21 protein-coding genes are annotated in these 21,896 nt (G+C 52.6%); 4 read left to right on the forward strand and 17 right to left on the reverse strand.

The features are described 5' to 3' along the window. Positions 1-253: 253 nt before the first annotated feature. Both crp and BIT28_RS07165 read left to right on the forward strand, forming a co-directional pair. On the forward strand, positions 254-886 hold the full coding sequence (gene crp, locus BIT28_RS07160) for a cAMP-activated global transcriptional regulator CRP (RefSeq protein WP_036801200.1): 633 nt from the start codon (positions 254-256) through the stop codon (positions 884-886). Positions 887-1,127: 241 nt separating this feature from the next. Further along, on the forward strand, positions 1,128-1,322 hold the full coding sequence (locus BIT28_RS07165; protein WP_075762945.1) for a hypothetical protein: 195 nt from the start codon (positions 1,128-1,130) through the stop codon (positions 1,320-1,322). A 240-nt stretch (positions 1,323-1,562) separates the two neighbouring features. On the opposite strand, the gene BIT28_RS07170 is transcribed toward BIT28_RS07165, so the two are convergent. The 8 genes from BIT28_RS07170 to rpe form a co-directional block, all read right to left on the reverse strand. Further along, on the reverse strand, positions 1,563-2,357 hold the full coding sequence (locus BIT28_RS07170; RefSeq protein WP_075762946.1) for a DUF1338 domain-containing protein: 795 nt from the start codon (positions 2,355-2,357) through the stop codon (positions 1,563-1,565). Positions 2,358-2,403: 46 nt separating this feature from the next. Next, positions 2,404-3,861: a succinylglutamate-semialdehyde dehydrogenase gene (astD, locus tag BIT28_RS07175; RefSeq protein WP_075762947.1), complete on the reverse strand. Its 1,458-nt coding sequence runs from the start codon at positions 3,859-3,861 to the stop codon at positions 2,404-2,406. A gap of 18 nt (positions 3,862-3,879) precedes the next feature. Further along, positions 3,880-4,896, reverse strand: a complete 1,017-nt coding sequence (astA, locus tag BIT28_RS07180) for an arginine N-succinyltransferase (RefSeq protein ID WP_075762948.1) — start codon at positions 4,894-4,896, stop codon at positions 3,880-3,882. A 182-nt stretch (positions 4,897-5,078) separates the two neighbouring features. Beyond that, positions 5,079-6,293: an aspartate aminotransferase family protein gene (locus BIT28_RS07185; RefSeq protein WP_075762949.1), complete on the reverse strand. Its 1,215-nt coding sequence runs from the start codon at positions 6,291-6,293 to the stop codon at positions 5,079-5,081. Between the two features lie 410 nt (positions 6,294-6,703). Next, positions 6,704-7,279: an aminodeoxychorismate/anthranilate synthase component II gene (locus tag BIT28_RS07190; RefSeq protein ID WP_075762950.1), complete on the reverse strand. Its 576-nt coding sequence runs from the start codon at positions 7,277-7,279 to the stop codon at positions 6,704-6,706. A gap of 136 nt (positions 7,280-7,415) precedes the next feature. Continuing rightward, positions 7,416-8,429, reverse strand: a complete 1,014-nt coding sequence (gene trpS, locus BIT28_RS07195) for a tryptophan--tRNA ligase (RefSeq protein ID WP_075762951.1) — start codon at positions 8,427-8,429, stop codon at positions 7,416-7,418. A gap of 96 nt (positions 8,430-8,525) precedes the next feature. Further along, positions 8,526-9,215 (reverse strand): phosphoglycolate phosphatase, encoded by a 690-nt coding sequence (locus tag BIT28_RS07200; protein ID WP_075762952.1) that lies wholly within the window; start codon positions 9,213-9,215, stop codon positions 8,526-8,528. Further along, the gene (rpe, locus tag BIT28_RS07205) at positions 9,215-9,889 is read right to left on the reverse strand and encodes a ribulose-phosphate 3-epimerase (protein WP_075762953.1); all 675 of its coding nucleotides are present in this window, start codon (positions 9,887-9,889) and stop codon (positions 9,215-9,217) included. Before rpe ends, BIT28_RS07200 begins: the two co-directional genes overlap by 1 nt. 141 nt (positions 9,890-10,030) lie before the next feature. Between rpe and BIT28_RS07210 the strand changes: the two genes are divergently transcribed. After that, a complete protein-coding gene (locus BIT28_RS07210) occupies positions 10,031-10,261 on the forward strand; it encodes a DUF2970 domain-containing protein (protein ID WP_075762954.1) in 231 nt (76 codons plus the stop codon). Here BIT28_RS07210 and BIT28_RS07215 read toward each other — a convergent pair. From BIT28_RS07215 to pilM, 9 genes are all read right to left on the reverse strand, one after another. Further along, a complete protein-coding gene (locus BIT28_RS07215) occupies positions 10,258-11,082 on the reverse strand; it encodes a Dam family site-specific DNA-(adenine-N6)-methyltransferase (RefSeq protein ID WP_075762955.1) in 825 nt (274 codons plus the stop codon). The genes BIT28_RS07210 and BIT28_RS07215 overlap by 4 nt on opposite strands. Before the next feature lie 108 nt (positions 11,083-11,190). Further along, positions 11,191-12,771 carry an AAA family ATPase gene (locus BIT28_RS07220; protein WP_075762956.1) on the reverse strand — a complete coding sequence of 527 codons (1,581 nt, stop codon included), beginning with the start codon at positions 12,769-12,771 and terminating at the stop codon, positions 11,191-11,193. Positions 12,772-12,785: 14 nt separating this feature from the next. Beyond that, positions 12,786-13,865 (reverse strand): 3-dehydroquinate synthase, encoded by a 1,080-nt coding sequence (gene aroB, locus BIT28_RS07225; RefSeq protein WP_075762957.1) that lies wholly within the window; start codon positions 13,863-13,865, stop codon positions 12,786-12,788. A 22-nt stretch (positions 13,866-13,887) separates the two neighbouring features. Next, a complete protein-coding gene (gene aroK, locus BIT28_RS07230; protein ID WP_075762958.1) occupies positions 13,888-14,406 on the reverse strand; it encodes a shikimate kinase AroK in 519 nt (172 codons plus the stop codon). A 328-nt stretch (positions 14,407-14,734) separates the two neighbouring features. After that, positions 14,735-16,450, reverse strand: a complete 1,716-nt coding sequence (locus tag BIT28_RS07235; RefSeq protein ID WP_075762959.1) for a type IV pilus secretin PilQ — start codon at positions 16,448-16,450, stop codon at positions 14,735-14,737. Between the two features lie 16 nt (positions 16,451-16,466). Beyond that, positions 16,467-16,997: a pilus assembly protein PilP gene (locus tag BIT28_RS07240; protein ID WP_075763043.1), complete on the reverse strand. Its 531-nt coding sequence runs from the start codon at positions 16,995-16,997 to the stop codon at positions 16,467-16,469. 11 nt (positions 16,998-17,008) lie between these two features. Next, positions 17,009-17,593: a type IV pilus inner membrane component PilO gene (locus BIT28_RS07245; RefSeq protein WP_075762960.1), complete on the reverse strand. Its 585-nt coding sequence runs from the start codon at positions 17,591-17,593 to the stop codon at positions 17,009-17,011. Continuing rightward, entirely contained in the window at positions 17,590-18,186 is a 597-nt protein-coding gene (locus BIT28_RS07250) for a PilN domain-containing protein (RefSeq protein WP_075762961.1), read from the reverse strand. The genes BIT28_RS07245 and BIT28_RS07250 overlap by 4 nt, the downstream gene beginning before the upstream one ends. Further along, positions 18,183-19,193: a type IV pilus biogenesis protein PilM gene (gene pilM / locus BIT28_RS07255; RefSeq protein ID WP_075762962.1), complete on the reverse strand. Its 1,011-nt coding sequence runs from the start codon at positions 19,191-19,193 to the stop codon at positions 18,183-18,185. Before pilM ends, BIT28_RS07250 begins: the two co-directional genes overlap by 4 nt. Positions 19,194-19,338: 145 nt before the next feature. On the opposite strand from pilM, the gene BIT28_RS07260 reads away from it, so the two are divergent. Further along, positions 19,339-21,885 (forward strand): penicillin-binding protein 1A, encoded by a 2,547-nt coding sequence (locus BIT28_RS07260; protein ID WP_075762963.1) that lies wholly within the window; start codon positions 19,339-19,341, stop codon positions 21,883-21,885. Positions 21,886-21,896: the final 11 nt, after the last annotated feature.

A 21,896-nucleotide genomic window follows, 5' to 3' on the forward strand; every position in this document is an offset into this window, starting at 1 on the left:
ATAGGGGTATTTGGCACTAACTCACAACGGTGTGATCATGTGCACACTTATGACTACAAAATGCCCTTTTCAGATAGATCAATATCAAGAAATACGCGCCGAAAAAAGATAAACTCTGAACTAATTATTCACGTGAGCTTGCAGCCCAGCGGTTGACTGCATATCCTAGACGGCGAACAATTCTATTGTTAGGCCCAGCTTCAAGTAATAAGGATATCGTTGTTGGGCAACAAACGCAGAGGAAGTTAGTAATATGGTTCCAGGTAAACCTCAAACAGATCCAACTCTAGAGTGGTTTCTTTCCCATTGCCACATTCATAAGTACCCATCAAAGAGCACTTTGATTCATGCGGGCGAGAAAGCAGAAACGCTCTACTACATCGTCAAAGGTTCTGTTGCCGTATTGATCAAGGATGAAGAAGGCAAGGAAATGATCCTGTCTTACCTAAACCAGGGTGACTTCATCGGTGAACTAGGCCTGTTCGAAGAAGGTCAGGAACGTACAGCTTGGGTTCGTGCGAAGACACCTTGTGAAGTCGCCGAGATTTCTTTCAAGAAATTCCGCCAGCTAATTCAGGTAAACCCAGATATTCTGATGCGCCTATCTGCTCAGATGGCAAGCCGCCTGCAGGTGACCAGCCAGAAAGTAGGTGATCTTGCATTCTTGGATGTTACAGGTCGTATCGCCCAGACACTGCTGAACCTTGCGAAGCAGCCTGATGCGATGACTCACCCAGACGGTATGCAGATCAAGATCACGCGTCAGGAAATCGGCCAGATTGTCGGTTGTTCACGTGAAACTGTCGGTCGTATTCTGAAGATGCTGGAAGAGCAGAACCTTATTTCTGCACACGGTAAAACGATTGTAGTATACGGTACTCGCTAAACCCGGTACCCGGAAAGCAAAACGATAAAAAGCCGCATCATGCGGCTTTTTTTGTGTCTGGTGCATGCCCACCAAGCATAAATGTAATAGCTTCAGACATAATTTGCTACGGCGCTCACTCTTGTTACTCTTGCGATCCTCACTACCAGTGCTACATTGTGCATATATGCATTGTGAACACTCTGGCCCGGTAACGGAATTGGTGCCAGAGAGCGATCGAAAAAATACGGAACGCAATTATATGGATATTGAACGCTTTGCACCGAATGCCGGCAACACCCACCCTGCCGTGATCCAGACACTGCCAACGACGGTCGAGCTGACAGGCTTCAGTGGCCCACGCCACTATCTGGAACAGCAGACAACGTTTGACTCCACCAGCCGCCATCAGGGCAATGAGACCCCATGGGTACCACCGCTGGACAGCCAGCACTAATACCAATCTACATAAGTATTTGATCATTCTTGCTGGTTAAAATCACTTTTAACTGCGTTATGAATTTTGTAATTAGAGTAACTAGTTAGCTGCAATTCATGCCTTGTTCTAAGTGATTTTTCCTGCGCAGCTATCTGAACAACTACTTATCCAGATTGGTATAACATATTGGGTAAGATATAAAAAATCCACGGCTACCTATGGCAGCCGTGGATTTAGTGCTTAGCTTAATTACTGTAATTACTGATTGGTACTTTCGAATATCTTGTCGGCCGATGCCTCGACAAACCCCCGGTACAATTCACCATCAGCGGTTGGATAGCGCTTGGCAAATTCATAGAAGCCACCCGGCACCTCGCGTACGCCATCGGTAAAGTTGACAGGAACCCGATCGGCCATTGTTGAAGACTGCTCCAACATTACCTCCGGACTGCCCTTCACTTCCCCACCGGACTCGTTAATCACAAAACCGTTGTGACGTAGCAGGTGGTTCACCTCCTGTATCTCGGTGAACTGCTCCAGCTGATTGATGCTGACAGTAAAGTGGTTGGCACCGAAACCATGCGCCGCCAACCAACCGGCATATTCGCTTTCTGCCGACAGCAGCTCATAGGTCGCATAGTCCAGCTCCCATAACCGCCCGCCGTAAAGAAACGCCGGATCATGCATGGCTTCTTCCGGTACCTGGTTAACCAGGTCGCGTACCGTCTGCTGCAGCAACGACGAGAACTGCCCTACCATCAGCTCACTGATAAAAACTTTAGGCGCCAGCGGGTTCGGGTGCTCGAAGTGCTCGGCATAGAGCTTCTTTGCCTCGAAATGGTACTTGCCGCACGGTTTATAGCCGATGGCAATAAACGGCGCAGCCAGGCGGTCAAGCCCGACTTGCGGAAGGTTAAACGTCCGCAGCGCAATATGATCATTGAGCAGGGGCTCACCTTCCTCTAACAGATCATGAACCTGACCTGCCGACGGACATAGACGCTGGGTATAATCTTGCCACAGCGCATTAAACAGTTGTTCAACCCTTTCCATGATGATGTTATCCCCTTACTTGTCGGTTAATTCCGCTCTCTCGCGCTTACAGCTTGATACCCGGTGACAGCTGAGCCGGTAACTCGGTCTGCTCACCTTCCATCGACGCCATCGGATACGCACAGTAATCCGCGGCGTAATATGCACTCGGTCGAAGATTACCGGATGCGCCCGGTCCGCCAAACGGCGCATCACCGCTGGCACCGGTCAGCTGCCGGTTGCGATTTACAATCCCGGCACGAATGTGGTCAATGAAGTATTGCCACTCTTCATCATTGGTAGAAACCAACCCGGCCGACAAACCGTAGCGGGTATCATTGGCCAGCGTTACCGCCTGCTCCAAGTCTTGATAACGGACAACCTGCAATAGCGGACCGAAGTACTCTTCATCCGGAAGCTCTGCCACCTTGCTCACCTCGATGATCGCCGGCGTCACTATTGCTCCCTGACCGCGCTTGGCTTCCAACAGGACTTCGCCCCCAAGACTCACAAGGTTGGCCTGTGCACGGACGATACCGTCAGCGGCCGCCTCAGAGATTTGTGGCCCCATAAATGGCTGCGGCTCGGCAAACGGGCCGTCGATAACAAGCTGCGATGTAGCCTCGACCAGACGCTTCAGCAGCGCATCCCCCTTCTCGCCCTGTGGCAGATACAAGCGACGGGCACAGGTACAACGCTGTCCGGCACTGATAAAGGCTGACTGAATAATAGTGTAGACAGTCGCTTCCAGCTCGCCATAGTCCTCAGAGATCACCATCGGGTTATTGCCGCCCATCTCAAGCGCCAGCATTTTGCCCGGTTGACCGGCAAACTGACGATGGAGAATATGACCAGTGTTGGCACTGCCGGTAAACAACAAGCCATCGATACCGGCAGAACCCGCCAGAGCCTCACCCGTGGCACGGGCCCCCTGCACCAGGTTAATCACCCCGTCTGGCAAGCCAGCCTGCTGCCACAGCCTCATGGTCTCTTCGGCAATTTTCGGCGTCAGTTCTGACGGTTTGAATACAACGGTATTACCGGCCAGCAGCGCAGGCACTATGTGGCCGTTAGGCAAGTGGCCCGGGAAGTTATAAGGACCGAATACCGCCATGACACCCAGCGGACGGTGACGCAGGATTGCCTGGCTTCCGGCCACTTCTTTCTGTTTGTGGCCGGTACGCTCATCATAAGCACGTAACGAGATGGCTATCTTGCCGACCATCGCCCCGGCTTCCGTTCGGGTCTCCCACAACGGCTTGCCGGTTTCCTCGGCAATGGTACGCGCAATATGTTCGCTGTTTTCTTTGACCAGCTCGGCAAAACGCTCAACGATGGCCTGGCGCTCACTAAAGGCCGTTTTGCGCCAGCTCAGGAGGGCCTGACGGGCACTGGCAACAGCTAGCTCGACCTGCTCGGCAGTCGCGCCTTTCCCCTGCCAGATCACCTCACCGCTGAACGGGTTCAGTGACTGCATCGCTTCGCCATTACCTTCCTGCCAGTTTCCTGCTATCCATTGTGTCATGATGTTCTCCCGTCCTTTTTATTGCGCAATCAGGCGAACCTGATCACCATTTTTCACCTGCAGTGCTTCTGCCATTTCCGCGTCCATCTGCGCGATCGCCTTCTCTTCATCAAGAACGACCTTGCCGACAACAGCACGGAAATTCTCAAATGAGCTGTTGCTGATAATGCAGTCTTTGCCTGTCGCAGACTCGCCAATCACAACGGTGCAACGCTGAGAGTGACGTACCGACTCGATATTGCGGGTATCACACTCGACCGTCGGGCCAGCATCAAAAATGTCGACATAGCCGCGGCAGCTGAACCCTTCTTTTTCCAGCAAACGCAGTGCCGGACGTGTCTTTTCATGTACCTCGCCAATCACCGCCTGGGCTTCCGGGCTAAGCAGGTTGACGTAAATCGGCAGCTTCGGCATCAGATCGGCAATAAAGCCCTTCTTCCCAATGCCGGTCAGGTAGTCTGCCAACGTAAAATCAATCGAGAAGAAGTGCTCTTTCAGCCATTCCCAGAACGGCGAGTGCCCTTCCTCATCGGAAACGCCGCGCATTTCGGCGATCACCGTGGTATCAAATCGCTCCGGGTGCTCGGCCATCATCATAAAACGGCACTTCGACAGCAGGCGACCATTCAGCCCCTGACGCCATTCCGGACGCAAGAACAGGGTGCATAGCTCGCTCACACCGGTGTAGTCATTGCCAAATGTCAGGACTTTCACCACGTTATGGACATTGAGGCGGCGAGATGAGTGAACCACGGTACTCAGGTGGTAGGTATAAAAGGGATTGTCCAGCCCGATAGCGGCTTCTATTGCTGTCGTACCGGCAATTTCTCCCGTCTTGGTGTCTTCTGCCACCATCAGGTATCCTTCCGGTCCCGGCTTGGTGACGGCTTTGGCAAAGCTTTCCACCGAGTGTTCAATCCTGTTGCGCAGGATTTCTTCATTCACCGGTAGTGAAGTAAAACCATGACCGGACTCTTCGGCGCATTGCATAAGCGCCGGCAAATCGGCTTCAGTAATAGGACGTATAACCAGCATCGAACTCCCTCCTGATGCAGGTAGCGGCTGTTGCCGCTAGCTCATTGTTTTCTAGTGAATTGATTGCCTTTTCATGTTCGGAAACAGGCAACTGCAGTGGCCAGGCTCCTGTCAGCCACTGCATATTTTACGGATGTATTGGTATCGCTTGTTTATCAGTGCAGCGTTATTGATGTCGCTTTTTATTGATGTAGCTTGGCAATCGCGCGCTCAAGACGGGCCATACCTTCATCGATATCGGCCTTGTCGATCACCAGTGACGGAGTAAAGCGCACGACGTTAGCACCGGCAACCAGTACCATCAGGCCTTCTTCACCGGCCGCCAGCAAAATATCACGGGCACGCCCCTGCCATTCTTCATTCAGGGCAGCACCCAGCAACAGGCCTTTACCACGTACCTCGTCAAAGATCGGGTACTTGGCATTAATTTGGGCCAGTCCTTCACGGAACCACTGCTCGCGCTGCTTAACACCGTCCAGTACCTCCGGTTTGGTCACTTCGTCCACCACTGCTTCGGCAACGGCACAGGCCAGCGGGTTGCCGCCGTAAGTCGAACCGTGTGTACCGACCTTCAGGTGAACGGCCAGCTCAGAGGTTGTCAGCATGGCACCAATCGGGAAACCACCGCCCAGTGATTTCGCCGTGCTCAGAATATCCGGTGTGACACCCAGCCCCTGGTAGGCATAAAAGTCACCAGTACGGCCATTACCCGTCTGGACCTCGTCAAAGATCAACAGGGCATTATGCTTGTCGCAGAGCTCACGTACGCCCTGGATAAATTCCTGGGTCGGCGAAATGATCCCGCCTTCACCCTGCAACGGCTCCATCATCACCGCACAGGTGCGCTCTGACATATGCTCGGCCAGTGTCGACAGGTCGTTGTATACCAAGTGGGTCACGTCACCGGGTTTCGGGCCGAAGCCGTCAGAATAGGCAGCCTGGCCACCGACGGTTACGGTGAAGAAGGTGCGGCCATGGAAGCCCTGCTGGAATGAGATAATTTCAGATTTTTCCGGGCCAAACTTATCGGCCGCATAACGACGGGCCAGTTTCAACGCCGCCTCGTTAGCCTCGGCACCGGAGTTGGCAAAGAACACCTTTTCGGCAAAACTGTGCTCGGTCAGCTTTTGCGCCAGACGCAGCGCCGGCTCGTTGGTCATGACATTACTTAAATGCCATAGCTTGTCGGCCTGCTCCTTGAGTGCATTGACCATAACAGGGTGACAATGGCCCAGACAGCTCACTGCGATACCGCCGGCAAAATCAATATACTCCCGGTCGTCCTGATCCCACACACGCGCACCCTGGCCTTTCACCGGTACGATCTGCATCGGGGAATAACAAGGTACCATCACCTCATCAAACAGCTGACGTCCTACTTTGTGCTCCATTGCCATCATCCTTTCCTTCTGTGTATTGCGTCTTAAGCATAGTATTTACATTTTATTAACCAATTCCAATAGCAGAATATTTTTTTTATCCTTTATCTGGGTTGGCTAACGCTCTGTTGAATACATATTTATGCGGGTTTGAGGGAAATTTATTAACAACCCAATGGAAAAAAGTGTATTTCCGCTGAGGAAATAAAGGCAGCTGAGTTCACCTCTAGTGCATAAGCTTGCCAGAGGATTTTTCTAAAAAACGCTGACTAAATGTTAAGAAAAGTGATGAGGATCGCGGAAATAAGACAGATTTACGGACCTTTCCAATCGAAAGGCAGAGAAAATCCCGCAACCTAGTGAGTAGATTATTGACTGCGCCAGAGGCTCATTCAGCAGATAATCCTGTTACTGTACTTTCTGCTCTGTTAGCGGCGCAGAAAGTTAGCCAGAAGCTGATGACCCTGTTCGGTCAAAATGCTCTCAGGATGGAATTGCACCCCTTCGATCGGCAACGTCTTGTGGGCTATTCCCATAATTTCGTCGAACTCACCCCCGCGCTCAGTCCAGGCCGTCACCTCAAAACAATCCGGTAATGTATCGGCCTTTACCACCAGCGAATGGTAACGGGTAACAGTCAGCGGATTATTCAGGGTTTCGAACACACTGCGATCAGTATGAACAACTGGCGATGTCTTGCCGTGCATCACTTGTCGGGCACGCACCACTTTTGCGCCGAACACCTGCGCTATCGACTGATGGCCAAGGCAAACCCCCAAAATTGGCAGCTTACCGGCAAAATATTCGATGGCCTGCAGTGAAATACCGGCATCATCAGGTGTACAGGGGCCCGGCGAGATCACCAGGTGGGAAGGCGACAAAACCTCAATGCCTGCAATATCAATTTCGTCATTACGCACGACTTTCACCTCAGCGCCCAGCTCGCAGAAGTATTGGTACAGGTTGTAGGTGAAAGAGTCATAATTGTCGATAATCAGCAGCATTGATACATCAGCTCCCAGGATGAGTTGGCGGTCTATTTTGCTATAGGGGACAGGAAAGGCAAGCCATGATTTCAGAAAAGCATTAAAGAAAAACCGGCCACAAGGCCGGTTTTAACAATAACTATCGGTACGTTACTTACGGACGAGCAACAAAACCTACCGCTTCGTAAGCCTTCTTCAGGGTAACGGCAGCACGTTCTGAGGCCTTGTCGGCACCGGCTTTCATGACAGAATCCATATAGGCGCGGTCTTCACGGATACGCTTGTATTCCGCCTGAACAGGCTCAAGCATCGCGACAATCGCTTCGCCAACATCTTTCTTGAACGGGCCGTACATTTCCACCCCTTTATACTGGGCTTCGATCTCTTCGAACGATTTGCCCGTTGCAGCCGAGTACAAGCCCATCAGGTTAGTGATACCGGCCTTGTCGACACCGTGAGCGATACGTGGCGGGGTCTCGGTATCTGTCTGCGCCTTGTTGATCTTCTTGATAATCGACTTCGGCTCTTCCAGCAGGGTGATAACGTTCTTGCGATTGTCATCAGACTTGGACATTTTCTTGGTCGCATCCTGAAGGCTCATGACACGTGCACCAATTGTCGGAATATAAGGTTCAGGCACCTGGAAAATCGTCTCGCCACCGCCGTAGATATTGTTAAAACGGGTGGCAATATCGCGGGCCAGTTCAAGGTGCTGTTTCTGATCGCTGCCCACTGGTACCTGGTGTGCACCGTAAAGCAGGATATCCGCCGCCATCAGTACCGGATAGTCAAACAGGCCGACATTAACATCGTTGGCATGGCGCTGTGACTTGTCCTTGAACTGGGTCATTCGGCTCAGTTCACCCATCTGAGTATAACAGTTCAGCAGCCAGCCTAGCTGGGCATGTTCAGGGACATGCGACTGAACAAACAGCGTGCTCTTCTTAGGATCGACACCAACCGCCAGGCAGATAGCCAATGCATCCAACGTGGCTTCGTGAAGCGCCTTCGGATCCTGACGGACAGTGATAGCGTGAAGGTCGACTACACAGTACTGGCAGTCATAATCATCCTGCATCTGTTCCCACTGACGCAACGCCCCCAAATAGTTACCAATACTCAATTCGCCAGAAGGCTGGACGCCACTCAATACAATGGGTTTACTCATGATGGGATTTCCTATGTCACTAAAGATAAGCAGCGGCACAAGTGCCGCTGACTAATATTCAAAACTTATCGTCAGATATACGCAGACCTGATCGTACTAGCTGTCTAGTTTAACCACTTCTGCCAACTGGCTAAAGTGATCCAGCACAATATCGGGTTCACTGTCACTGATCGGCTGACCGTAATTGTAACCGTAGGTCAATCCGACAACATAACATGTCGCGGCTTTTGCCGCCAAGATATCGTTACGTGAATCACCGACCATCAGCATTTCTGATGCGGCCAGCCGGTGCTTCTCCATCAACCAGTGCAGGGCAAAAGGATCCGGTTTCTTAAGCGGAAAGGTATCACCGCCAATCACATCGACAAAATAGTCACTGATACCGTGCTGCTCCAACAGGTGCGGAACAAACTGGGCAGGCTTGTTGGTGACGATAGCCATCGGCACTCCGGCCTGGTGAAAAGTGGCAAGGGTATCTTTCACCCCGTCGTAAAGCGCGCTCTGCTTATGGCCGCCGGCATCGTAAAAACGGTCAAACAGCTGGCGGGCCTCTTTATGCAGCTCGGGATCAAGTTCAGGGTCTACCTCAAGGCTACGGCTTAGCGCCCGGCCAATCAGAATATCGGCACCGTTGCCGATCCAGGTCGTCACCTGCTCGACCGTCACGCCCGGACGCCCCAGGGCGCGCATGGCCTGGTCGGCCGCTTCTGCCAGATCAGGAACGCTGTCGAGCAGCGTTCCGTCCAGGTCAAAAGCAATAAACTTAATGCCTTTGAAGTGATCCATCAACGCTCTACCTTGGCCAGCTCGGCGCGCATTTCATCGATCACCGCCTTGTAGTCCGGCTGGCTGAAAATGGCCGAGCCTGCGACAAACATATCCGCGCCCGCCTCGGCAATTTCACGGATGTTGTCGACCTTGACGCCACCGTCTATCTCCAGGCGAATTTCACGGCCAGAGGCTTCAATACGCTTACGTACCTCACGCAGCTTATCCAGAGTGTTCGGAATGAAAGACTGGCCGCCAAAGCCCGGATTAACCGACATCAGCAGGATCAAGTCCACTTTATCCATGACGTAGTCTAAATAATGCAGCGGTGTAGCCGGGTTAAAGACCACTCCAGCCTGACAGCCGTGTTCTTTGATCAGCTGCAGCGTACGGTCCAGGTGCTCAGTGGCCTCGGCATGGACGGTGATCATCGTGGCACCGGCCTTGGCAAAATCAGGAATAATACGGTCTACCGGCTTAACCATCAGATGAACATCAATCGGCGCTGTAATACCGTAATCACGCAGTGCCTTACACACCGGCGCACCAAATGTCAGGTTCGGTACATAGTGATTGTCCATCACATCAAAGTGCACAACATCGGCACCTGCAGCCAATACTTTCTCGACATCCTCGCCAAGACGAGCAAAATCTGCAGACAGGATAGATGGAGCGATCAAAAAGTCCTTCATGTTCAGCCTCTATACGGTACATACGAAAACGTTATCGGAAATCGGCGCAATTCTACCCGATCCAAAGAATGATGTCTTAACGGATTTCTACCTGCAATTGATAATATAATGACTATGCTTTTAGAGCATGAGGAGGTGGGAATGGAAAAACAACGCGTTAACGATAAGAAAAATCAGAACAACAAGCCAAAAAGCCTGGCTCTCAGCATCGCGGCGGCCCTATTCGGGGTACAGTCGGATCGCAACCGCCAGCATGACTTCAGCCAGAAGTCACCCTGGCCATTTATTATTGCCGGGATCAGCGGGATTCTGTTATTTATTGCCCTGGTGGCTGCCATCACCCTTGTCGTCACAGCAACCCACGGACGCTAGACTACCGGCGGCTTAAACAACGCCAGTAGCTCATCTACCTTATTGCGTCCGCTGCCGTTACGGCTGATGGTACGCTTCACCTTGACCACGGACAGCTCGGCACCGTGGTACAGACGGCGGGTCAGCGTAGTATCGTGATTGGATATCAATACCGGTATGTCGCGCTCAGTGGCGGCCTTCTCTGCCACATCGGCCAATGCCGCCTGATCATCCAGGCTAAACCCATTTCCTGCATATGAAGTAAAATTCGCCGTGGTCGACAACGGCGCATAAGGCGGATCGCAGTAAATCACGCACCCTTTACGGGCCCGGGAAAACGTCTGCTGATAGCCTTCGCAAACAAACGTCGCGCGCTTGGCCTTCTCGGCAAAGAAATACATTTCGTCCTCGGGGAAATACGGCTTCTTGTAGGAGCCAAACGGGACGTTGAAGCCGCCTTTCTTGTTATAACGACACAGGCCATTAAAGCCATGGCGGTTCATATACAGGAAGTACAGAGAACGAAGATAGGGATCATCGGTCTTGTTAAAGGCTTCGCGAATTTCCAGGTATGCGCTTTTCTGGTTGTACTCCGGTGTGAAAAAGCTTTTCACGTCGTTGATATAGGTCTCAGGCTTCTCTTTCAGGGTGTTATAGAGATTGATCAAATCCGGATTGATGTCCGCCAGCAGATAATGCTCGAAATCAGTATTCAGAAAGACAGAGCCGGCCCCGACAAAGGGCTCGACCAGTTTACGCGCAGGTGGCAGATGGCGCTCGATATCCTCGACCAGAGAGTATTTGCCTCCAGCCCATTTAAGGAATGCACGATGCTTTTTCATTCAGCTAACCACCACCAGAACCGATATTGTTACGAAAGGTGGCGGATTGTACCTCATTTCACCCCGAGTCTGATACCAATTCACGTAATTATCTGCTTGCCGCTGTGATTATTTCACCCGCTCGATTTCACGATGGATCTGTGCGTAAGATTTTACCCATGGCTGAACAACTTGTAGCCTCTCCGGCAACTGTGTTTCTGCCCTGCGGGCAGCAACAATATTCGGGTAGTCACCACTGATCACAATAAACCACGGCTCGCCATTGCGGCGGGTCTCATAGATGGTTGCAATATTGGCGATTTGGTACTCAGCAATGAATTTATTGGCTGCCGACAGCGACTTGAGAGCAGCCAGCTGCAGCGCATAATGTCGCTTGTCGACCCCTTTCAGGGCAGCCCCAAGATTGGTGCTTTCCTCTTCCGCTTGATCTGCGGGAGCTGCTGAGACAGGCTCAGGCAAAACATCGGATCCGGGCTCGCTTTGCGGGACCTGCTCACCTGCCACCAATGCGATCTCCCGACCTGTCTGCCCTGCGGTATCCGCAGGCTGAATGGCTTCGCTCACAGCCTCTTCAACAGCGGGCTGTTCGGCAAGCGCAATGGCCCCACTGCCCCCCAGTTCCTGTTCGGTGATCATCGCATCCACAACATCTGACGGCAGCACAACCCGCTGATTATCATCGCTGCGGCCAACAGTCAGTCCCTCCAGCGAGATCTCCTGAGGCAGGCGGTGAGAATCATCATTGATGCTATCGGTAACATCTCGTGATAGCGCTGTTTCGCCGGATATTGGCTCAGGCAGCGATTCGCTCAGCTCTTCTTCCACCTGTCCGGTTGACAGGGTCAGTGCCTGACGAGCCTCGTCGGCCGGTTCCGGACTCTCAGTCTGTGCAACAACCGGCTCGGAATCACCTGCCGGAAAAAAGACGAACGCCAGCCCGGCAGCTGCAACAACGAGTAAAACAGCCAGCAATGTCATTGGCGATAAGGTACGTGATCGTGAACTGGCCATATTTGTCTGCTCCGTTTGTTCTAGTTGCATCAGTGCCCCGGGAACAGGCGATGACGCTGCCGCTTTATCCCTCAACGCGCGCCTTCCGTGGGCATCCAACCTATCTGTGGCAAATATCACTTCGACAAAGGTTTGCACTTCTTGTTCACTGAAGTCAACAATTTCCAACTCAAGCGGTGCCGCCCCCTGACCATGGGAAACCTGGCTCAGATATTTGTCCAGCCGCCCCGACTGGCTAAAGAGCAACACGTTGATTTGCCAGCCAGGCATGTTCTGCGCCTGTTGCACCAAGGCCCATAGCTCGGCAATGAGCGTCGCACTGAGCAAGTGCGCATCATCAATAACCAGCAGTAAATTGGCAGGACCACTTCCGAGCATGCGATCGACACTTTCCTGCAGCGGGTCCTGTTCGTTGAAAACCGGCTGGGCAACAAGCTGCTTCAGTATGATAGAGCGATGCTGGCTGTCGGACTGTGCCCTGTGGCAAAGCAATAGCGTCTGGTTGCTACCCTGCGCCCATTGTTCCAGGTAACGCTGTGCCAGCCATGTTTTACCGGCCCCTTCGCGGCCAGTTATCTGAATAAGATTAGAACTAAAGCGGGTTAAAAACTGTATACGGGAAAGGAGTTGGACCTGGGTATCCAGATCCAACGCTGCGACTGAGGTGTCACGAGTCATGGTTGTTCACAACTTCAAGAATTAATCACACGACGCAAGATATCGTGGGGCACATCAGCCACGACCTCGGCACTACCGATAGATGTCGGTAATACCAGCCTTAGCTGACCTGACAAGACTTTTTTATCCCGCATCATATGCTTCATATAACAATCAAAATTCATTGATGCCGGGGCTTTGACCGGTAGGTTAGCCCGCTCGAGCAAGCGGGTAATTCGCTGGACATCATCTGACGACAATAGACCATGCAGATGGGCAGTCTGGGCGGCCTGTACTGTGCCTGCCGACACCGCTTCGCCGTGCAGCCAGTTGCCATACCCCATTTCAGCCTCAATAGCATGGCCAAAGGTATGCCCCAGATTCAGCAATGCACGTACGCCTGACTCTTTTTCGTCGGCAGCAACAACATCCGCTTTGATCTGGCAGCAGCGACCGATCGCATAACTGAGCGCATCATTATCCAATGCCTGCAGCTTCTCGAGGTTTTGCTCCAGCCAGGTGAAGAATTCACTGTCAGCGATAATACCGTACTTGATCACTTCTGCCATGCCAGCAGCAAACTCGCGCTCAGGCAAGGTTTTCAGGCAGTGGTTATCAATCACAACGGCCTTAGGCTGGTAAAAGGCCCCAACCATGTTTTTACCCAGGGGATGGTTTACCGCCGTTTTACCGCCGACAGAAGAGTCCACCTGTGACAACAGGGTGGTCGGTACCTGGATAAAATCGACACCACGCTGGTAGCTGGCAGCCGCAAACCCCACTACATCGCCAATAACACCGCCCCCGAGTGCAACAATCACCACATCACGACCGTAATTGCCTTCCAGCAAAAATGTCATGATTTGGTTGAAGGTCTCCAGGGTTTTGTATTGCTCACCGTCAGGCAGCGAAAGCAGAGCGACATCGCATTGGAGCTGACGGATAGTCGCCATCACTGTATCGGCATACAGCGGCGACACCGTTTCATTGCTGACCACGACAACACGTCGACCGGCACTGATGGCAGAGGAAAACAACGCCGGGTCAGTAAATAACTCGGCGCCGATTGAGATTGGGTAGCTTCTGTCACCTAAGTTGACGTTGATCCGTTCCATGGTCAGCTTCTCTTACTATTGATTAACGCTCTTCAAGCATTTTGATGATTTGGTTTGCAACTACCTTGGCGCTCTGATCGTCAGTGCGAACCACATAGTCTGCAACCTCTTCATACAAAGGGTTACGCTCTTCTGCCAGAGCTTCAAGTACTTCGCGTGGCGTATCTGTCTGTAGCAGAGGACGCTTTTTGTCACGCTGAGTACGGGCGAGTTGTTTTTCTATGGTAGTTTCAAGATAAACCACAATACCACGAGCAGAAAGGCGGTTGCGGTTCTCTTTACTTTTAACGGAACCACCACCTGTCGCAAGGACGATCCCTTGCTCCTGGGTCAGGTCATTGATCACGTTCTCTTCGCGAACACGGAAACCGTCTTCACCTTCCACATCGAATACCCAGCTGATATCGGCTCCAGTACGGTCTTCAATGACAGAATCAGAGTCAAAGAATTCCATATGTAGCTGCTGTGCAAGATGTCTACCAATAGTGCTTTTGCCGGCACCCATTGGGCCGACCAGGAAAATATTTCGTTTTTCAGCCATTTTTAGCAATTTTACGCGCGGTTAATAAAACGACACCGCCCGCAGGCTATCGATAAATAAGCCCGAGGCGCCAACTTCCTCACATTTAATTCGTGATAAGACCGAAAATTATCTCAGGACTCGCTATCATTTGGCAATAGCTAGTGTGCCTCATTACCAATTTAATTACCCTTGAGACACGCATCGGCACGGGGATCCTGCGGAATAATCGCCTTGTAGAGGCCAAAGCCATCAATAAACACAATAAGTTAGCTTTTCATCATGGTGCAGCGCGCATCTAACAATCATACCGTCAACCCTGCCTGCACTGTCCATGACTCCCGTATACTTACCGCATCACTATCTTCGGGGTCACGAAGATCAGCAACTCTCGCTTGGCCAGCTTGTTCAGTTTGTGGCGGAACAAGGCACCAAGTATCGGCAAATCCCCCAATACGGGGACTTTTCTGATCGAGTTATTGGTTTGGTGCTGATAAATCCCCCCCAGCACCACCGTCTCGCCATTATTCACCAGCACCTGGGTGCCGATTCGCTGGGTATCAATGGCTACCGCCTCGCTGGTACCGGTACTCACGACATCTCCCGGTTTGTCCTGGGTCACCACCAAATCCAGCACCAGTTTGTCATCCGGGGTGATCTGCGGCGTCACCATCAGGCTCAGTACCGCCTTCTTAAAGCCAACAGATACCGCCCCGCTTGACGAGGCCTCCAGGTAGGGGATCTCAGTCCCCTGCTCGATATAGGCCATCTGCTTGTTGGTAGTGACAAGCCGCGGGCTGGAAATGATTTCCAGCTTATTTTCCGACTGCAGGGCAGAGAGCTCGAGATCCAGCAGGATATCGCCCATTTTGGCAACCTGGAAGGCAATACTGGAGGCCCCGGCCTGAGTGGCGGCCAAGTTGACGTTAAGGAAATCTTCCACTGTCGCCTCTTCTTCCAACAGCCCGACAGAGTTAAGATTGCTCTCAATCGAGCCGCCGACCGTCTTGCTGCCGCTGCTACTCAGTACCCCCCAGCGAACCCCGATTTCATCAATATCCCCTTCATTGACCGAAACGATCCTGGCCTCGATATGAACCTGCTTGACCGGAATATCCAGCGCGGCAATGATATTCTTGATGGTATCGATACGCTCACCAAGATCATTGACAATCAATGAGTTGGTACGGTCATCGACATGCAGGGAGCCCCGGTTTGAGAGCATGCTGCTGCCCCCGCCCCCCCCCTGAAGCAACTCGGCAAGATCCGTGGCTTTGGCAAAATTGACCTGAATGATTTCCGAGCGCAATGAAGCCAGTTCCTGCTCCTTACGCCTGGCCTCGAGAACCTGCTGCTCGCTCTGGGTCAGCTCCTGCTTCGGAGCGATCAATACCACCGAGCCCTGCACCCGCTTATCCAGCCCTTTGGCCTGCAGGATAATTTCCAGGACCTGAGGCCAGGGCACATCATCCAAGCGCAGGGTCACACTGCCCTGCACGGAGTCTGAGACCACGAGGTTGAAATCGTTATATTCCGCAATCAGCTGAAGCACGTTACGAACGGGAATATCCTGAAAATTAATTGAAATAGGCTTGCCACTGTAACTCACGTCACGGCTCTGCCCCGCCTTGGCCTGCTCAGGCCGGCCGGCAACAAACACCGTTAACAGTGCGCCTTTCAAGTCATAGTCGTAGACAAAGTCGGCGGTTGTGTTGAGCACCAGCCGGGCCCCCTTTTCGGTCCGCAGCGTCTCGACGGACTCGACAACCGTGGCAAAGTCGGCAACATCGAGCAGATACACCATCTCGTCACTGAGCGTCGTCCCCATCATTTCAATGTAAAGCTGCCTGCCGGACTTGCGCATATCAACCAGCGACTGGGGCTTGGCCAGCTTGACACTGAGTACCCCCCGGTTTTGCTTGTCCCGCCTGAAATCAATATCGGCTATCTGGTTATCCACCACCATCACGGCAGCCACAGGAAAAGCCATCGAGACCAGACACAGCCACACAGGCAGCCAATACCTGGCCCACGCACCAGTGGATACTGGAAAAATCCTTTTCATCTTTTGTTTCTTCCTTCTATACGGCAGAACCTGCAGAAGCGAGTGGCAATGTGGTCAGCCTTTTCAACCAGCACCCCATACCGTCAGGTAATACTTCTTCAATCTCGACACTGCTCGGGCTAACCTGTCGAACCTTGCCGAAATTGAGGCCCAGGTAGTGCCCGTCCCGGACTTTTTCCAGCTTGCCGTCTGGCCTGGCAATAATCGCCCAAAGTACACGCTTGTCACCGATAACCCCTTTCATCCGGAGCTGGGCCAAAGGAACACCCTCCAAAGCACTGCGTGCACGCGTCATATCCGGCTGCCAGCAAGCCATATCTCTCTCCTGCCCGACGGTCTTCAGTTCCGGGCGAGGTCGAACAAAGGGGATTCGATTACTGGCCATAACAAACTCGTCAGCCACAAAGACATACTGTTCCTGCAGGGGAGCTATCTGCACCAGAGCCTGGTTATGAGCCTGTTCAATAAACTGCCGAACAGAATCTTCATTGGCCCGGCAGCCAACCACCAGCCAGCACATGAAGACCAGCAATGATATCCTTTTCAAACCGGCCACCTCTATTTTGGCGCTTTAAAACGATAGGTACTGGCAGACACCTTCAGCGACAGGGTTTCCTGGTTTTGGTGCTGCCGGAGAAAAACCAAATCGAAGTCATTCAGGGTCACAATACGTGATAGCCTGGCAACCGACTCCGCAAACTGACCGATGTTTACGTAGCGGCCAGTCAGGGCAATATTGATGGGAAGTTCGTAATACAGAGGGTGTTCACGCCTTGGGCCCCATTCGATACGTTGAAACTCGAGGCCATTGCGGACCCCGATGTCATTCACGCCAGACAGCAGGCTTGCCAGCTCCTCCTCCTCGGGCAATTGCTGTACGACATACTGATAGCGCTCTTCCAGCGCTTCAATCTGATCTCTTACCTTGGGCAGGGCCGCCACTTGGCTGGCCCGCTTTCCAACCTGCTGGCGAAGCTCCTGTTCTGTATGCTTTAGTCGGGCCAGCTCCTCTTGCAACGGTGTCAGCCAATACCAATAGCCTGCAGTGCCCATCGCCAATGCCAGAAACAACGCCACGACACATTGCGGTATCAACGGCCACTCGGTTATTTCATCCAGGTCTAAATCTTGCCAGTCACTCACTGCCGTTTTCCTTGTTGGCTATGGGTTTTCCCGGATGCCGACTCCGGATGCGTTGCCAGGGTAAACGAGGCATTAAACCGGGTCTGGTCCTGTGCCTGATCACCTTTCGTCGCTACAATCGAGTGCATGGCCACATCCTCCAGCCAGGGGGACTGCTCGGCATTGGATAGCAGTATGGCCAGACGACCGGTAGAGTCACCGATCCCATTGACGGCGATCCGGTTGGACGACATCGACACACTGTCGAGGTAGACTCCCTGCGGAACAATACCGGGTAATATACTCAGCAGGAGCGTGATTTGATTACGCTCCTGCTGAATGTCCCCTATCACCCCAAGCCGCTTATTAAGTGCTGCGCGCTGTCTGTCGAGGCCGGGTAAAAATGCAAGCTGGCGCTCGAGTGTTGATATTTCATGCTGCAACAATTGATTCCGTGCCTGCTGGTGCGCCTGCTGCTGTTCAATGTAGCTCGCCAGCACCCAATGCATGGCGGCGACTGCCAGCATGACGCCCGCCAGGATCGTAAAAAAACGTTGCTTATGCTGCTTTCGCTTTTCCTCCCGCCATGGCAACAAATTCAAGCGTGCAATCATTGACTGGCACCCCTTATAGCCAGCCCGGCCGCAACCGCATACTGGCCGTAATAGCTATTGCTGGCGATCTGCCCCAGCTTTTTGCTACAGGGAAAATACCGAAAAGGGTTGATCCAGCTGGCTTCTACACCCAGCAACCGTGCCAGCAGTTCTTCCAGCACAACATGCTGTCCCCCGCCACACAGCCAAATCCCTTTTAGCACCGAGCGTGGGTGTGTCGAGTTATAAAGCTGAAACTGTCGCTTGAGGTGATCCGCCAGTTGCTTGGTAAAGACTTCTGCCTGCTCGAGTTCGGGGGCTAAGACCTCCGGCTCTTCGCTGCTGTCAGCCATATTCCCGCTTACCAGTGAGGTACCAAAAGCCATTTCGCGGTGGTAGGCCGCACCGCCAGGTGGCTTGATGCTAAATTCTGTACAGTGCATCCCGATATCCACAACACCCCACAACTCCTGCATCGCGGCGCGTTCAGCTATATACTCGCCCAGCCACAATAGTGCGTGTGTCTGGAGCTCTACCACCCCGGGATGCAGGCCCGCCTTTTTTAATGCCTTGACCCGGCTGTCTATGGTGTCCTTTCGCGCAGCAAACACCTGAAACGGTACGGTCGTTGCCGTTTCAACAAAGGCATCCGATGACAGCGGAAAAAAATCCAAACTGAGCTCTTCAACCGGAAAGGGGGAAGAAGCACTGAGCGCCTGGGTCACCGCAAACTCCGCTTCTTCGTCACTCAGATTCGTATCAAGCTGGATCACTTTACTAATGACCGCGCTGTCCGGCAGGGCGATAGCCACTTTTCTGGCGTTAAACGGCAGGCTCTTTTTTAATTTACGTATTGCTGACAACAAGGCTGAGGTATTCACGCTATGCTGGTCGTTAATAACCGAAGAAGGCAAGGTAATTTCTGCAAAGGCAGAGAGTTCCAGTTGCTCTTTTTTTGGGTTCAAGACGACCGCTTTAACGCTATGATGGCCGATATCAATGCCAATTATTGGTGGGTTCCGAAACATACCGTGCTATGCTCCCTGTTAATGGAAAAGCAATATATTTTTCTAACAAACACCAACCTATGGCGTTAATTTTATTTAAGTTATCTTTATACTATTGGTTGAAATAGATTGAACGGTCGAATGATGGTGTAACAGGAATTCTCAAGTGAAGTTCATAAAGCGATTACTTATCCTTGCAATGATTTGCACAATTCTTGGAGTCGGTACTATCTTTGGTTTTTACCTTTATGTAAAACCAGAGCTCCCAGATGTTGCAACTCTAAAAAATGTTGAATTACAGACACCTATGCAGGTATTCAGTGCAGATGGTAAGCTGATCTCCCAGTTCGGTGAGAAACGGCGCATTCCTCTGGCACTTGACGATATTCCGCCGCAAATGATCAATGCGGTCATCGCGACCGAAGACAGCCGTTACTACGACCATCCCGGTATTGACCCGATCGGTATCGCCCGTGCCGCCTTTGTCGTGGCTACCTCGGGTTCGGCCAAACAGGGGGCAAGTACGATTACCCAGCAGTTGGCCCGAAACTTCTTTCTCTCCAACGAAAAGAAGATAATGCGAAAAATCAAAGAGATTTTTATCGCTATCCATATCGAGCAACTGCTGAGCAAAGAAGAGATCCTCGAGCTTTACCTCAATAAAATTTACCTCGGCTACCGTTCCTACGGTGTCGGTGCAGCGGCGCAGGTGTATTTTGGCAAAGAGGTCAGCCAGCTGACCCTGAGCGAAATTGCCATTATCGCCGGCCTGCCGAAAGCCCCGTCGACCATGAACCCGATCTACTCGATGGATCGCGCCACCACACGTCGTAACGTCGTCCTGGGTCGTATGTTTGCCGAAGGCTACATCACCCAGGCTGAACTCGATCAGGCCCGATCCGAGCCAATTCTCGCCCGTTATCACGGTGCAGAAATTGAACTCAATGCACCGTATTTTGCCGAACGCGCCCGCGCCTGGATGGTTGAGCGCTACGGTGAAGATGCCTATACCTCCGGCATGCGTATCTACACCACGGTTGATCCCAAGCTACAGCGTGCAGCCCAGACGGCAGCAGTCAACAACCTGCTGAACTATGACCAGCGCCATGGCTTCAGAGGCGCTGTCGCCACGTTGTGGAAACCCGAACAGATAGCCTGGACGACAGACAAGGTCATCGAGCACCTGAACAAACAGCCGAGCTATGGCGAGCTCCAGGCCGCCGTCGTTATGGCCACCAGCGGCAAGAGCGCCCAGGTTCTGACCAATGACGGCGAACAGCACACCATTGAGTGGAGCGGCATGAAATGGGCCCGTAAGTTCATGACCGACACCCGCCAGGGACCTGCGCCTAAGACCGCGGCAGATATTCTGGCGGCCGGTCAGCAAATCTGGGTACAGCAAAAAGACCAGCAGTGGGTACTGAGCCAGGTACCTGATGCCAACACAGCCTTTGTCGCGGTCTCCCCGCAAAACGGCGCAGTCAAAGCCATGGTCGGCGGCTTCAACTTTGTCCACAGCAAATTTAACCGTGCCACCCAGTCCATCCGTCAGGTCGGCTCCAGCATCAAGCCGTTCATTTACTCGGCGGCGCTGGAAAAAGGCATGACGCTGGCAACCCTGGTCAATGATGCACCAATCAACCGCTGGGACAAGAGCATGGGCACGGCATGGCGTCCTAAAAACTCGCCACCAACCTATAACGGCCCGACACGCCTGCGCCTTGGACTGGCACAGTCGAAAAACGTGATGGCCGTGCGGGTACTGCAAAATGTCGGTCTGGACGATACCATCAGCTACCTGACCCGCTTCGGCTTCAAGCGCGAAGATCTGCCGCGGGCAGAAGCCATTGCTCTAGGCGCAGGCAGTCTGACACCGCTAGAAATGGCCCAGGGTTTCTCTGTCTTTGCCAACGGCGGCTATTATGTCGAGCCTTACTTCATCGAGCGCGTTGAAGATCCTTACGGCAATCTGGTCTATCAGGCCAACCCGAATATTGTCTGCAACAACGACTGTCAGCGGGAACAGCAGCAGGCCGGCAATAACATCGCAGCCAGCCGGGCGGTACTGAACGACATTGCTATCAGCGAGCAGGAACTGGGCGATACCGGCAGTGCCATAGAAAGCGACCAGCAGCAGACGCGCTATGCGCCACAGGTTATTTCTGAGCAAAATGCCTTTCTCGTTCGCGAGATGCTGGAGAGCAATATCTGGGGTGGCGGCGACTGGCGTCACGGCAGCGGCTGGAACGGCACCGGCTGGCGCGGTCAGGTACTCAAGCGCCGTGATGTCGGCGGTAAAACCGGTACCACCAATGGTTCGAAAGATGCGTGGTACTCAGGTTTCGGCCCGAATATTGTCGCGACGTCCTGGGTCGGCTTTGATGATCACAGCCGTGAGCTGGGTAAAGCCGCCTGGAACAACAATCTGGACAAAAAACAGATTTCCGGTGGTGAAGCCGGGGCCAAAACAGCCCAGCCGGCCTGGGTAACCTTTATGGAAACCGCCCTGGAAGATGTGCCGGTTCAGCGCAAGCAGCTACCGTCCGATATCGTCAAGGTCCGGATTGACCGCGATACCGGCAAGCTCAGCAACCGCAATGATTACACCTCGATGTTCGAGTACTTCGAAAAAGGAACAGAGCCGACCGAGCAGGTGGGCGAAGGATCCTCTGACGGTATTTTTGAATCAGACAGTTCCGACGAGCTATTCTGATCCAACGCCAA

This window comes from Photobacterium proteolyticum (genome assembly GCF_001939735.1).
GTDB lineage: Bacteria > Pseudomonadota > Gammaproteobacteria > Enterobacterales > Vibrionaceae > Photobacterium > Photobacterium proteolyticum.

Bases quoted from the DNA above. Each gene is read 5' to 3' on its own strand.
- BIT28_RS07210 (WP_075762954.1), top strand. From the start codon at position 10,031: ATGGAAAAACAACGCGTTAACGATAAGAAAAATCAGAACAACAAGCCA.
- pilM (WP_075762962.1), bottom strand. From the start codon at position 19,193: ATGTTTCGGAACCCACCAATAATTGGCATTGATATCGGCCATCATAGC.
- BIT28_RS07170 (WP_075762946.1), bottom strand. From the start codon at position 2,357: ATGGAAAGGGTTGAACAACTGTTTAATGCGCTGTGGCAAGATTATACC.
- BIT28_RS07200 (WP_075762952.1), bottom strand. From the start codon at position 9,215: ATGGATCACTTCAAAGGCATTAAGTTTATTGCTTTTGACCTGGACGGA.
- BIT28_RS07235 (WP_075762959.1), bottom strand. From the start codon at position 16,450: ATGAAAAGGATTTTTCCAGTATCCACTGGTGCGTGGGCCAGGTATTGG.
- trpS (WP_075762951.1), bottom strand. From the start codon at position 8,429: ATGAGTAAACCCATTGTATTGAGTGGCGTCCAGCCTTCTGGCGAATTG.
- BIT28_RS07185 (WP_075762949.1), bottom strand. From the start codon at position 6,293: ATGGCAATGGAGCACAAAGTAGGACGTCAGCTGTTTGATGAGGTGATG.
- BIT28_RS07190 (WP_075762950.1), bottom strand. From the start codon at position 7,279: ATGCTGCTGATTATCGACAATTATGACTCTTTCACCTACAACCTGTAC.
- crp (WP_036801200.1), top strand. From the start codon at position 254: ATGGTTCCAGGTAAACCTCAAACAGATCCAACTCTAGAGTGGTTTCTT.
- BIT28_RS07215 (WP_075762955.1), bottom strand. From the start codon at position 11,082: ATGAAAAAGCATCGTGCATTCCTTAAATGGGCTGGAGGCAAATACTCT.
- astA (WP_075762948.1), bottom strand. From the start codon at position 4,896: ATGCTGGTTATACGTCCTATTACTGAAGCCGATTTGCCGGCGCTTATG.
- BIT28_RS07250 (WP_075762961.1), bottom strand. From the start codon at position 18,186: ATGATTGCACGCTTGAATTTGTTGCCATGGCGGGAGGAAAAGCGAAAG.
- rpe (WP_075762953.1), bottom strand. From the start codon at position 9,889: ATGAAGGACTTTTTGATCGCTCCATCTATCCTGTCTGCAGATTTTGCT.
- BIT28_RS07220 (WP_075762956.1), bottom strand. From the start codon at position 12,771: ATGACTCGTGACACCTCAGTCGCAGCGTTGGATCTGGATACCCAGGTC.
- aroB (WP_075762957.1), bottom strand. From the start codon at position 13,865: ATGGAACGGATCAACGTCAACTTAGGTGACAGAAGCTACCCAATCTCA.
- BIT28_RS07165 (WP_075762945.1), top strand. From the start codon at position 1,128: ATGGATATTGAACGCTTTGCACCGAATGCCGGCAACACCCACCCTGCC.
- aroK (WP_075762958.1), bottom strand. From the start codon at position 14,406: ATGGCTGAAAAACGAAATATTTTCCTGGTCGGCCCAATGGGTGCCGGC.
- astD (WP_075762947.1), bottom strand. From the start codon at position 3,861: ATGACACAATGGATAGCAGGAAACTGGCAGGAAGGTAATGGCGAAGCG.